We start from the raw sequence: 12,867 nt of genomic DNA on the forward strand, positions 1-12,867 counted from the left end.
GTGGCCCACTGGTCCTCGATCACCGCCGCCGTGACCTGGGTCGGTCCGGATTTGTCCACGCCCTCGGTGATGTGCTTGCGTTCGATCCGCAGCCCGGCGTCCAGGGTCAGACGGTCGGTCAGGCGGTACTCGTCCTGAACATAGCCGGCATAGAGTTCTTCCTCGCGGGGCAGGGTCTCGTAGTAGAACTGCCCGGTGGGCGTTTCCCAGAAAATGGCCTGTCCGCCCATGGTCAGGGTGTTGTCGCCGGTGGCGATGGCGTGGCGTAGGTCGAATTGGGTGGATCGGTCCTTCTGGTCGTAAACCAGGCGCGTGGGCTTGGAGTAGCTTTCCTGGATCAAGTCCGTTTCGACCTGACCGAGGTAGAAGCCCAGGCTTGTGGTCTGGCTGTGGGTCCATTTTTTTTCGGCCGTGGCCGAGAGCATGATCGTGTTCAGCGGGTCGTATTCCCACTCCGAATCACAGGTGGTGCTGACGTTCGTGGCCCGCTGGATCTGGCGGGAGGCCCAGTCCACATAGAGGCCGATGTTGGCTGAAAAACCGCTGGCGTCATAGCCGACCTTCCCGAGAATCGAGTCCGAGTCATGGCCATTGTTCCAGTCCTCATGCCCATCGTCGTGGCTTTTGTTGTAGGTCAGGCTGTAGGTGAAGGCGTCGATGGCGTTGCCGTGACGGACAAAGGCCTTGGATCGGTCCTGGCTGCCGTACCCGAGCCGGACTTCCGTTTCGGCCTGTTTCGAGGTCCGGGTCCGAACGAGGATGAATCCTTGCAGTTCCGATTCCTGCACCCCGGGCTGCACCAGTGGCCCCAGGGTCAGGACCGTGGAGTCGCGGACCACGGTCACGGATTCGATGGCATCGGTCGGAAAATCGGCCATGATCCGCCCGGACTGGGTCCAGGGCAGATACACTCCGTCCAGGATAATGGCGTAGAGCCCGCCGCCCCGGCCGTTGGCAAAGTTTGTGGCTTGCGGCCCTGGAAGGAAACGTGAACTCCGGGAGCGTACTGCACGACTTCGTACAGGTTGGCGGCGTGCATGGCCTCGATGTCCTCCCGGCCGACTCTCCAGGCCCCGTGCCTGGCGCTTTGGGGCAGGGCATAGGAACTGCTCGGGGGCTCGTCGGTGACGGTGGCGGAGACTTCCAGGGCGGGGATGCTGTAGGTCGCGTTTCCGGATGTTCCGGTTTCGGCCAGGGCCGACAGCGGCGCGGCCAGGACGCATGCGACGAGAATGAGAAGCAGATGCATGACGGACTCCGTTACGAGAGTGGCGAGGTGGTCGCGGTTTCCTTCCAGCGCCAGTTGGACGTGGGTTTGCCAAAGGATCGGTTCACGTCGGCGGCAACAAAGGGTGTTCCGTAGAAGCACTGGTGGAAGGTTTCCGCCTCGGCCGGGATGTCGAAGGAACAGCATTCCGGGTGCAGGCTGTTCGCGATGTGCATGAGACCCAGAATCCAGCGCGGGCTGCCGAAATCCCAGCCAGGAGCCGGAAAATCGTGGATGCGCCGGTTGCGTACGGCCGGGATGTCCAGGTCCAGTTCCAGGCATTCCGTCAGCAGATCCTCGACCGGACTGGACAGAAAGGCGGACACGAACATGACCTCCGGCCGCAGGGTCTGGAGCTGGTCCGCGCTCAGGGTTTGGCCGGGTCGGCCTTCGCCCGGAATCTCGCGGTTGACGCTGTGGCCGCCGGCGGTCTGGACCAGTTCGTTTTCCATGCGTCTGCCATTGATGCAGAACAGCGGCTTGCCCATGACATAACAGACGCGGGGGCGATGGATGGCCGAGGCCACGGCCTCTTCGACCTGGCTCAGCCGTTTTTCCATGTACGCGGCCAGCAGATCGGCCCGCTTTTCGCGGCCGGTCGCGGCCCCGAAATGACGGAGCAGGCCGATGTAGCCGCGCGGGGTTTGCAGGTCGTGATGCAGACGTTGCAGCCCGTCTCCCAGGATGGTCACTTCCCAGGCCCGGACCAGATCGGCCGTGCGCTCCACGCCCAGGGCGATGAGCATGGCCTCGACCATTTCCAGGGCGCGGGTGAAGGGATAGCCGCCCTCGAAGTCCTTTTCCTGGAAGGCCGTGCGCGGTGGGCAACTCTCGATGGGCAGGGTTTGGCCGCAGTTCGGGCAACGGTTGTCGACGGGCAGGCACCTAGCGGGAGTGCGCAGCTTGGCCCCCATGGGGCCATAAAAGTCACGTTCATACACCGTGCGTCCGCAGTTGGCGCAGACCGTGTCCAGCAGGCGCGTGCCCGGTGAGTTGAACAGATAGACATAAGGCAGCCGCGTGCGCAGCGCGGCGCAAAAGGCTTCGGCTTCGCGGATGGTCGGCTCCAGGCTGATGTCGGCGCCCTCCAGCGGGATGAAGCGCATGACCAGGAGCGGGAGGTCCGGCGACAGTTCGGCCACGCGGTCCGCCAGTTCCCGGATTTCATCCTGGTTGTCGCGGCGCAGGATGCAGGCCGCCTCCACGTGCACCCCGCCGGCGTGCAGGGCGCGCAGGTTGCGCCAGACAGGCTCCGCGTTCGGTGCGCCGCAGGCTCGGTAGGCGGCGTCGGTCAGGCCCTTGATGCCGATGGTGATGAAATCGAGCAGGGGCATGGTCTGGGCCAGTGCCTCGGCCGTGAAATAGCCGTTGCTGGCGCACCCGACCTTGAGCCCCTTGGATTTGGCCAGGGCGGCCAGCCGGAGAAAGGTCGGCAGGGAGGCCAGGGGGTCGTTCATCAGAAAGACGATGCCCAGGCAGTCCTGCTTTTCGGCCATGGCCACGACCTCGGCCGGGGCAAGATGGCGCAGGGCGCGGCTGCTTTGGGGCATTTCGCGGACAATGACGGTCGAGATGCAGCCCGGACAGTTGAAATTGCAACCCGTTGTGCTGACCTGGAGATACTTGCCGCCGGGGTGGTAGTGCAGGATGGGCATGGTCTCGATGGAAATGGGGTATGTGACCAGATACCGGTCCGGGAAACGTTCGACGATCTTTCCGTTTTGGTTTTCATAGAGCCCGCAGGCTCCGGTTTTTCCGGGTGCGAGAACGCACCCTCGTTCGCAAATCGTGCAGCGCATGGGTGACTTCCTATTTGTCCAGGGTGATCCAGAAACCCGTTTCTTCGTTCAGGTCGATGTCAAATCGCGTGATTTTGGCTTCGTGCAGGGCTGTTTCGAATTTGCGGACCGTATCGGCGCTCAGGTTGTTTTTGACCCAGGCCCGCCATTGGCCCGGTTCTGTTTCCCTGGCCTCCATTTTTTGGGAGATTTCGTCTTTCAGGGTCGCGTTGCCGAATCCCCCGCCAATGACGGCCCGACCGCCGGGGGCGAGGACGCGGTGGATCTCGCTGAAGGCCAGGGCTGGCTTTTCCCAGAAAAATACCGAGCCACGGCTCACGGCCAAGTTGGTCGAATTTTCCGGCAGCGGGATGCGGGCCACGTCGCCCCGCAGGGTCCCGACCCGGTCGTCCAGGCCGCGGTCGGCGATATTTTTCCGGGCCAGGGCCAGCATGTCCTCGGACTGATCGAACAGGGTCAGCTCCAGGCCGCTTTGCTCGGCCAGGGCCAGGCCGAGGTAGCCGCTGCCGCAGCCGATATCCAGGGCGTGGCCGTGGGTGACGCCGGTGCGTTGCAGGATTTGTTCGGCGATGACCGGATAGATGGGTGCGAAAATTTCCTTGGCGATGCGGTCGAATTCCTGGGCGTTGGCGGCCATGATCCCTCCTTTGGAGTATTCCGAATATGCGCGATGGCGCGGTGGGCGATTGTGGTGAATTTGGTGAGCCGCTGTGCACGGACACCGATCATGGAATGAAGGAAAAGCAGACAAAATGCAATTTAAAAATTACATTTAAAATTTATTAACGACATTTTTGGTGCAGCGCGCTAGTCACGACACGTTGCGCGGCAGCGGCTGTCAGGAGAGTGCGAGGATGCTTGCCTCGCTTCCTGGCTGGATATAGGCGTCGTGTATACCAGACAAAATTTGTAGCGAGGCATGGCGGCCAAAGACATGAACGAGGAGCGATGATGAAAACCGGAGAAATCAATCTGACCTGCAATTTGAAGGCGTTGCGTCAGGCCAGGGGCATGTCCCAATCCCAGTTGGCCGAGTTGATTGGCGTCAAGCGCCAGGCCATTTATGACATCGAGACCGGCAAATACACGCCGAACACGGCCCTGGCCCTGCGTTTGGCCAAATATCTGCAATGCACGGTGGAGGATTTGTTTGTCGAGGAAGTCGGCGGCGAGGAGGCCGTGACCCTGGTCGATGATGTCGTCATGGATTCGGTGCGTGTGGCCTTGGCCCGTATCCGGGGACGCCTCATGGCCTATCCGTTGACCGGCAAACGCCTGCTGCTGGAAGGCTTCGAACCAGCCGACGGCGTCATGAGCGTGCGCACGGGATCGGCCCGTCTGCTCAGTCCGGCCAGCAGCCTGGATCAAACCCTCATTCTGTTTGGCTGCGACCCGGCTTTTTCCATCCTGGGCACGCACACCATGCGCCAAGCCCCGCACGTGCGGGTGCACTGTCTGTTCGCATCCAGCCGCAACGCCCTGGTCAAGCTGGCCGCTGGTCAGGCGCATTTGGCCGGCACGCACATGCACAGCACGGCCGAGGGTGACGGCAACCTGCTCCTGGCTCGGGAATTGTTGCAGGGTCGTCCGGCCACGGTGCTGGCCTTTTCGCATATCGAGGAAGGGTTGATGGTCGCGCCCGGCAATCCTCTGGACGTTCGCTCGGTGGCCGATCTGGGGGCGGGACGGGCGCGACTCGTCAACCGCGAGCCCGGCGCGGCCCTGCGCAGTCTGCTGGACGCGCATCTGGACAGGCTCGGCATTCCCGGCGCCAGCGTCACGGGGTACGACCGGGAAACGGGCACGCATCACGACAGCGCCATCAATGTTCTTTTCGGTCGGGCCGATGTCGCCCTGGGCTTTCGGGCCATCGCCGAGTCGTACGGGCTGGATTTCGTGCCCGTGGAGACCGTGCGCTGCGATCTGGTCGTGCCCAAGGATCTGCAATCCATGGCCGAGGTCGGCTCTTTGCTGGACACCCTGCAGACGCGCAAAATGCGCGAGGATTTGCTTTCCCTTCCCGGCTACGATGCCAGGGACACGGGCAAGATTATCGCGGAATTGTGAGGAGAGGTGATGAAAACGGGCCATGCCTCCGCGCTAGATCACGTTCAGGGCGCGGGGCAAGGCGGACACGCGGCGTCTTTAGGGCGTGACTGGCCGGGACGGATCGGTCGCGTCCTGGGCGGCCAGGTAGAGCGGGTCGAGGATGGCGCGGGCGGATTCGGTCTGGCGGCGGGTCGCGTAGTCGATCACGTCCAGGACTTGGCCGTGGCCAAAGGCGACCAGGGTCTGGGCGAAGTGGTCGATGTCGTCCAGGTCATGGCTGACCAGGACCATGGGTGTGTCGAAGCGGTTCAGGATGGTCGAGAGCTCGGCCCGCATGCGTTGGCGCAAGGGCTGGTCCAGGGCGGTGAAGGGCTCGTCCAGGAGGAGCAGGTCCGGGTTCGGAGCCAGGGCCCGGGCCAGGGCCGTGCGTTGGCGTTGGCCTCCGGAAATCTGGTGCGGTTTGCGGGCGGCCAGATCCTTCAGGCCGCAGAGTTCGAGCAGTTCGTCGATGCGGGCGCGATGGGCTGGGCGCGGATACCCGAAAACGGGCTTGAGGCCAAAGGCCACGTTGTCCCGGACACTCAGGTGCGGAAACAGGGCGTAATCCTGGAAAACGAAGCCCACCCTGCGTTTGCGAGCCGGAACGTCGATGCCGTCCTGGGCGTCGAAAAAGGTCCGCCCGCGCACGGCGATACGGCCGCCCTGGGGCGTGAGCAGTCCGGCCAGGGCCATGAGGGTCAGACTTTTGCCCGAGCCCGAGGGGCCGAACAGGGCCACGCGTCTGGACGCGGCGCTGAAATGGGCGTCAAGCTGGAAGGCCGTGTCCCGTGAGCGAACCTGGGCGGTAATGGCGCAGTGGATGGTCGTGGCGCTGGGCGCGGGAGTTTTTGCCGTGGCGGCGTTGGAGGATGTGGTGGCGCGGGGGACAAAAAGCATGATGTTTCCTTAGACCGGCCATTTCGGAGCGAGCAGACGGCCGGACATCCACAAAATGACGGTGCAGAGCACGGAAATGAGGAGAACCAGTTGCGCGGCCAGGTTGTCTTGTCCGGCCTGGGTCGCGCTGTACACGGCCAGGGAGAGGGTCTGGGTCCGGCCGGGCAGGTTGCCGGCGATCATCAGCGTGGCTCCGAACTCGCCCATGGCTCGGGCAAAGGCGAGCATGGTGCCGGCCATGACCCCGCGTCCGGCCAGGGGCAGGCAAACGCGCAGGAACACGCGCCATTCCGGCTGCCCCAGGGTGCGGGCCGCGTTTTCGTATTTTTCGCCCACTCCGTCCAGGGCGGCCCGGGCGGATTTGAAGACGAGCGGAAAGGAGACCACCGTGGCCGCCAGCACGGCCCCCTGCCAGGTGAAAATGAGCGAGACGCCGAAGCACGATTCCAGCCAGCGGCCCACCGGGCCGTTCTTTCCGACCAGGACAAGGAGATAGTAGCCAAGAACCGTGGGCGGTAGGACCATGGGCAGGCTCAGGGCCGCGTCCAGCAGCTCCTTGCCGGGAAAGCGGAAGCGATGAAACACCCAGCCCAGGCCAACCCCCAGGACCAGGGCGCAAAAAGTGGCCAGGGTCGCCACGCGCAGGCTGAGCTGCACCGGAAAGAGAAAGGTCGGGTCCATCGGGTCCTTGGGTTTGGGTGCCGCGCGTTCCGGTTCATGCCCCCGGCGACGGCCGGCCCGCGTTTTATCTGCATATCGGCATAGAAAGGGGGCGGGGTGTCCGGCAAGACAGTCACGCCGCGTTGGAAAATCGTGATCAGTGGAGAAGCGTGGGACGTGCTCCGGCGAGCTCACGGAACAGCCAGCTGCATCTTCCCCCAGACGCCTATCTTTCCTTGGCATTGGGCGAAGACTCCGTCCAGGCCAAGGTCTTCCCACCGCCGGGCCTGGTTCAGGACCGCGTCCATGTCCGCCGGGGTTTGGAGACGGTTGGCCAGGGCCGTGGCCATGGCGTCGGCCAGGGAGGCGTCGCGGGAACGGGTCACGACCAGGTCGGCGTTTCCGAAGCTGAGCGAATGGCCGATTTTGGCCGAGGACGCGCAAAACGAGCACGGAAACTCCGCCGTGGTCACGGGCACGCACAGGCGCAGATCCTGGTCCGGGATGGCCAGGATGCCAATGTGACGGTCTGCCGTGGAACAGAGATAGGTGTCACCGCCATTTTCCACGAGTAGGTCCGGCGAATCGGCCAGGAAGCGTTCGGCCACCATCTGGGCCACGGTCCCGGCGACGGCGGCCATGGGGCCCACGCCGCACGGGCGGGTGGCCCGGCACATGCGCTGGATGATGTCCGGCGCGCGCGGGTCCGCGCCCAGGGGCACGAGGGCGGTCAAGAATTCTGGATGGATGGCGGCGTAAGCCTGGATCTGGCCCCGCAGTTCGCGCACGGCCTCGGCCATGGGCGCGGACAAATCCGCGCGGGCCGCGACCCAGAGGTCGGTTTCCTCGATGACCAATTGAAACGTGACAAGATCCGGGCGTTGGGCGGCGCGGTAGGTGCGAAATGGAGATCCGTGCCCGGAAGGGGCGGGACGCGGGCTCATATCCAATCCGATTCCCCGTCGGTTTCGTGCCGATTTTGGGCCAGGGTGCCAAGCATGGCCATGACCGCCTTTTGGGGCATGGGGCGGCCCAGGAGAAAGCCTTGGCAGAAGTCGCAGTCCATTTCGGTCAGGGCCCGGAGTTGGGGCTCGGTTTCGACGCCTTCGGCGACGCAACGTTTCTGGAGGATCTTGCCCAGGCCGATGATGGTCCGCACGATTTCCAGATTGTCCGGATTGCCCAGCATGGTCGAAATGAAGGACCGGTCGATTTTGAGGATATCCACGGGCAGGCGCTGGAGGTAGGACAAGGAGGAGTATCCCGTGCCAAAATCGTCCATGGCCACGGCGATTCCCAGAAGCTTGAGCCGCTCCAGCTTGGCGATGGCCTGCTCGGGATCGTTCATGACCGCGGTTTCCGTGATTTCCAGTTTCAGGCTCCGGGCGTCCACCGCCTCGGTGCGGAGCAGGTCCGACACGAAGGTGACCAGGGTCGCCTGGGTCAGATCCTTGGGCGAGAGGTTGACGGACAAACTGATTTTGAGGTGCGGAAAATGCCGCTTCCAGAGCCCCAGGGCCTGGCAGCCATGGCGCAGCGTCCACCGGCTGAGGTCCATTTCCAGGCCGGCGGCCTCGATGCTGTCCAGGAACGCGCCAGGCGGGAGCAGGCCGTCCGTGGGGTGGTTCCAGCGGATCAAGGCCTCGAATCCACGCAGCGATTTGGTTTTCACGGAATAAATGGGCTGGAAGTAGAGCTCGAATTCGTTGTTGGCCAGGGCGCCGTGTAGGTCCTGCTCGCGCTGCACGGCCCGGACCACCTGGTCGTACATGCTCTTGCTGAACACCTTGAACTGATTTTTGCCTTGTTCCTTGGATCTGTACATGCTGATGTCCGCGTCCCGCAGCAGCTCGTTGGGCGAGGTGTAGGGCCCGGTATTCAGGACAACGCCGATGGAGGCGCTGACCGCGACCTCCCGGCCCATGATCCGCATGGGCTGGCGGGTATCGTTGAGGATGCGGCGGATGATGACGATGGCCTCGCGGTTGGTCCGGAAATCCTCCAGGAGGATCGCGAACTCGTCGCCACCCAGGCGGGCCACGGTATCCATGGCCCGCAGGCAGCTGCTCAGACGATGGGAAATTTCCTGAAGGAGCTGGTCTCCGGCCTGATGGCCGAGGGTGTCGTTGACCCGCTTGAATCCGTCCAGGTCGATCATCAGGACCGCGAATCGGTAATCCTCTTTTCGTTTTCGACGGGCGATGGCCTGGGTCAGGCGGTCCAGGAGCAGGGTTCGGTTGGCCAGGCCGGTCAGGTTGTCGCGCAGGGCCTGCTGGGTCAGGCGCTCCTCGTAATCCTTGCGCTCGGAAATGTCGGTGAAGACCAGGAAGGCGCCGGCGATTTGGTCATCGATCATGTACGGATATCCGAGGATGGAAACCGGTATTGTCCGACCGTCCTTGCGCGGGCGCAGGGTTTCCCGGAATTCGGACCTTCCGGACAGGACCGAGGCCAGGAAGGCGTAGCTTTCCTCCAGCCTGCCCGGAGCGAGGAGGATTTCAAACAGGGCTTGCTGGTCGCGCAACGTCAGGCCGAAGAGCTGGGTGAAGCTCGGGTTCAAGTCCAGGGGAATGCCGCTTGGTCCGAGCAGCAGGATGGGCTGGGGCGAATTGTCGAAGAGTTGCTGGAAGAGCTTTTTTTGCACGTTCAGGTCGTGCTCCATGGCCCGGCGTTCGCTGACGTCCTCAAGGGAGCCTTCCAGGAATTCAATGGCGCCGTTGGACGTGCGCACGGCGCGGATATTGGCCGAGAGCCAGGTTTGGGCGCCATCCTGGCGGGTGGTGGCGAAGATGAGGTTGTTCACGACGTTGGTCGTCAGCAGCCGGTCCAGGAGCGCGACCCGTTCCTGGGAAGGGAGCATGCGGCGTAGAAATCCAGTCGATTCGGCCATCAGGGCGTCCACGCTGGCGTATCCCAGAATCTGGGCCATGGCCGGGTTGGCGCTGAGCAGATCCTGATCCAGGGATACCTGGAAAATTCCTTCCGTGGCGTTTTCGAAGATGGAGCGGTATTTTTTTTCGCTGTCGCGCAGGGCCTTGGCGGTCATGGCGTGGACCATGGCCTGGCCAAGATGGTCGGCGATGGAGGTCAGCAGGGCGCCCTCGGGGCCCAGGAGCAGGGCGGCCGTGTCTTCCAGCCATACGGCCAGGGCGCCCAGAATCCGCCCATTGCCGTGGATCGGTTGACCGAGCCAGCTGGACGGGGCGAGGGTTGACCGGGATGGGCCCCTGTCCCGCAGGTTCCGGGCCTGGCCGGTGTGGATGACGGATTCGATCAGGTGAAAAATCGGGCTCTTGGTTTGGGCTTTCTTGGCCGTTGGCGGTTGGTCCTGAAAAAAAGGATAGGTTCTCAGCCCCAGGGTCGGGTCCGCGATGGCCACGTAGGCCCCCAGGATTTTGAGATGTTCGGCCAGGATGCGGAAGACATTGTCCAGCATGGCGCGTTCGTCGGACGCACCGGCGATGGCGGTGGAAATCTGGTGCAAGACGCGGGTGGCGATCTCGGCCCGCTTTTTTTCGGTGACGTCGCGAATGGCCTGGATGGCGCCGACGATGGTACCCTGGTCGTCGTGCAGGGGGGTGGCCGTGGCCCAGATGAAGGCCCCGCGTCCGCCGTGCAGGGTCGGCACGAAAATTTCCGAGGCCAGGGCCTCGGATTCACCCTGGTCCGCAGTGTACATGGGATATGCCGGGCTTGGGTCCTTGCCGATAAAATCCAGGAGGATGGGGCGGCGATAGCCGTAAAAGGGCAGGGCGTATTCGTGGTCGCCCTTGCCAAGCATGGCCTCCTTGGGGATTCCGGTCATGTCCTCCAGGGCCTTGTTCCAGGCGATGACCCGGTGTTCGTTGTCCACGACCAGGGTCGGGTCCGGCAGAAATTCGATGATGCGGTCCAGGCGATCCTGAATGGCCCGTTCCGCTTCCCGGGCTTGGACCTGGGAGGAAATATCCCGGATCAGGGCCAGGCGGGTTTGGTCGTCGAGGACGGCGAAACGCGCCTCGCAGTGCAGGCCGCGATCCGCCCGGCGCAGGGTGTATTCGGTCTGGAAGAGATGGGTGTGGGTCAGCGTGTCCAGGGCGTGCTGGAAAATGGCCGGATCGCCAAGTTCCGGGCAGTCGCGCACGACACGGCCCACGAGCTCTTCCGGTCTTGTTCCAAAAAGTTGCGCGACGCCGCCACGGCAATCCTTGATGCGTCCGTCGGTGGTCAGCCAGATGAAGACATCGGGCAGGGATTGAAACACGGCCCTGGCCAGGGCGTTGTGTTGGATCAGTTCGGCGGAACTGATTTCCAGGGAGCGGTCCAGAATCTCCTGCTCGTCCTCGAATTGGCGGTAGGCCTCGTCCACCAGCTGGAGCAGCCGCGCCAGGGGCTCCGGCGCGGTGGCGGGGTCGGACAGTTCGGGCATGACCCGCTTGAGCTGGCGCAGGAGCAGGCGATGCATGGTTATTCCCTTTCCTCCAGAATCGTGACGGTCATGGTCTGGTTGTGCAGACGGCAGGCGGCGTTTCCGCCGGGGGCGAATTCTCCGTAGGAGTAAAAGCCGGTCACGGTGGCGTTTGGCCCTAGGGCGTCGGCCACGGTTTCGATTTCCTCCTCGGCGAACTGTTTGAGCAGCATCCGTCGCCCGACGCAGCTGACCAGAAGGGCGACCGAAAGAGCCGGTCGGCTTTGAACCGTGGCCATGGCCTGGGTGGCGCCGTCGACCAGATTGGTGATGGTGCCGCGCATGAAACGGACCGTGCTGCCCTCGGGCACGTCGCCGCCGAAGACCAGGGCCTAGCTGTCGCGGTCGATGCCGAGGATGGTCCGCGTGACCCAGTCCGTGGCGCCGGGCTCGCGCAGGGCCAGGGGAAAGAGGTGACCGCTGGCCGGAAGGTCGCGGGCATGCCTGCCCAGATACCGTTCGTACAGGCCCAGGGCGGACTCGCCGTCGATGGTCATGAGCCGGTTGCCGTCCGAGGCGGTGATGGCGCGTTCCATGCCAAAGGGCTCCCAGCCGCCGCCCTTGCACAGTCCCACATGCAGCGCCGGGCCGCGCAGGCCGACACCGACAACCTCGTTTTCGACGAGTTGGTCCCCGATCAGCAGGGCCGTGCGCTCGAAGCGTTCCCCGTCCGCGGCCAGGCCGCCACTGGCGGTGACGCCTGGCGGCAGGGCCTCGGCCACGCCCTTGGCCAGCCGGGACCCGTTGCCCGTCAAACCCGGAGCAAAAATCAGGACGTGGGCCAGGTCGTCCTGGTCGAGCTTGCTGGCCAGAAAGACGCCCAGTGCCCGGCTGTCGTTGGAAAACTGTTCCCGACTGGCGCGGACGAAGTCGAGCCCGGTGTGTTCGAAGGTGATCAGGGTGGCGCAGATGGTGGCGTCCCGGACCGTGCGTCCGTGGATGACGCCGCCAGTGGAGCAGCCCAGGACAAGGGCGTCCGGGAGCATGGCGGCCAGCGACCGCGCGTGTCGCGAGACGGTCTGGTCGTCCAGGTCGGACCAGAAGACCAGGGCCAGTTGGTTGCCCGACGTGGGCACGGTGCCCGAGGCCTTGATCCAGGCGCCGTCGGCATCGAGGTTAAATTGCGCGGTGTGCATGATCAGTCCTGCCAAAGTTGGCGGATGGCCCTGATGGCGTCGATGTTTTGGAAAAAAGCCTCGACCACGGCCGGATCGAAGTGGGAACCCGAGCTTTCGCGGATGATGGCCAAGCATTGTTCCTCGGGAAAGGCTTTTTTGTAGGGCCGTTCGCTGGCCAGGGCGTCGTAGGTGTCGACCACGGCCACGATGCGCGCTTCCAGGGGGATCTGTTCGCCCACAAGGCCCAGGGGGTAGCCGGTTCCGTCCCAGCGCTCGTGATGAAGCATGGCCAGGTTGCGGGCCAGATCGAGAAGTTCGTTGCCCTCGTCGCTGGGCGCGTCCCACAGTTGGCAACTCTTGCGGGCCTCGGTCCGGCTGGTCAGGGGGCCAAGGATTTCACAGCCAAAGATGCAGTGGTGCTGCATGATTTTCCATTCATCCGGGTCGAGTTTTCCGGGCTTGAGCAGGACGGCGTCGGGAATGCCGATCTTGCCGATGTCGTGCAGGGGGGCGCAGTCCCGGATATTGGCGCACTGCTCGTCGTCGAAGCCCAGGGCCCTGGCCAGGACGGCCGCGATTTCGCCGACGCGG

12 protein-coding genes are annotated in these 12,867 nt (G+C 63.9%); 1 reads left to right on the top strand and 11 read right to left on the bottom strand.

Going from position 1 to position 12,867, the window contains the following annotated elements; all coding sequences use genetic code 11:
• From EOL86_07280 to EOL86_07295, 4 genes are all read right to left on the bottom strand, one after another.
• On the bottom strand, positions 1-878 hold an 878-nt coding region (locus EOL86_07280), incomplete at its 3' end, for a hypothetical protein (GenBank protein ID NCD25378.1).
• Positions 842-1,249, bottom strand: coding sequence for a hypothetical protein (locus EOL86_07285; protein ID NCD25379.1), 408 nt, complete (start codon positions 1,247-1,249; stop codon positions 842-844). The genes EOL86_07280 and EOL86_07285, both read right to left, overlap by 37 nt.
• 11 nt (positions 1,250-1,260) lie before the next feature.
• Positions 1,261-3,066, bottom strand: coding sequence for a radical SAM protein (locus EOL86_07290; protein ID NCD25380.1), 1,806 nt, complete (start codon positions 3,064-3,066; stop codon positions 1,261-1,263).
• A 10-nt stretch (positions 3,067-3,076) separates the two neighbouring features.
• Positions 3,077-3,703 (bottom strand): class I SAM-dependent methyltransferase, encoded by a 627-nt coding sequence (locus EOL86_07295; protein ID NCD25381.1) that lies wholly within the window; start codon positions 3,701-3,703, stop codon positions 3,077-3,079.
• A gap of 314 nt (positions 3,704-4,017) precedes the next feature.
• Between EOL86_07295 and EOL86_07300 the strand changes: the two genes are divergently transcribed.
• Positions 4,018-5,133 (top strand): helix-turn-helix domain-containing protein, encoded by a 1,116-nt coding sequence (locus EOL86_07300; protein ID NCD25382.1) that lies wholly within the window; start codon positions 4,018-4,020, stop codon positions 5,131-5,133.
• Between the two features lie 78 nt (positions 5,134-5,211).
• Here the strand turns inward: EOL86_07300 and EOL86_07305 are convergent, their stop codons facing one another.
• The 7 genes from EOL86_07305 to EOL86_07335 all read right to left on the bottom strand — a co-directional run.
• Positions 5,212-6,051, bottom strand: a complete 840-nt coding sequence (locus EOL86_07305; GenBank protein NCD25383.1) for an ATP-binding cassette domain-containing protein — start codon at positions 6,049-6,051, stop codon at positions 5,212-5,214.
• A 9-nt stretch (positions 6,052-6,060) separates the two neighbouring features.
• A complete protein-coding gene (gene modB / locus EOL86_07310) occupies positions 6,061-6,732 on the bottom strand; it encodes a molybdate ABC transporter permease subunit (protein NCD25384.1) in 672 nt (223 codons plus the stop codon).
• Positions 6,733-6,902: 170 nt separating this feature from the next.
• The gene (locus EOL86_07315) at positions 6,903-7,655 is read right to left on the bottom strand and encodes a UPF0280 family protein (protein ID NCD25385.1); all 753 of its coding nucleotides are present in this window, start codon (positions 7,653-7,655) and stop codon (positions 6,903-6,905) included.
• Positions 7,652-11,155, bottom strand: coding sequence for a bifunctional diguanylate cyclase/phosphodiesterase (locus EOL86_07320; GenBank protein NCD25386.1), 3,504 nt, complete (start codon positions 11,153-11,155; stop codon positions 7,652-7,654). Before EOL86_07320 ends, EOL86_07315 begins: the two co-directional genes overlap by 4 nt.
• Positions 11,156-11,157: 2 nt before the next feature.
• Positions 11,158-11,469, bottom strand: coding sequence for a hypothetical protein (locus EOL86_07325; protein ID NCD25387.1), 312 nt, complete (start codon positions 11,467-11,469; stop codon positions 11,158-11,160).
• A gap of 21 nt (positions 11,470-11,490) precedes the next feature.
• On the bottom strand, positions 11,491-12,411 hold the full coding sequence (locus EOL86_07330) for a hypothetical protein (GenBank protein ID NCD25388.1): 921 nt from the start codon (positions 12,409-12,411) through the stop codon (positions 11,491-11,493).
• Positions 12,297-12,867, bottom strand: a 571-nt coding sequence (locus EOL86_07335) for an HD domain-containing protein (protein NCD25389.1), incomplete at its 5' end; no start/stop codon positions are given. The genes EOL86_07335 and EOL86_07330, both read right to left, overlap by 115 nt.

The sequence above is a fragment of the Deltaproteobacteria bacterium genome, assembly GCA_009930495.1.
In the GTDB taxonomy this organism is placed as follows: domain Bacteria; phylum Desulfobacterota; class Desulfovibrionia; order Desulfovibrionales; family Desulfomicrobiaceae; genus Desulfomicrobium.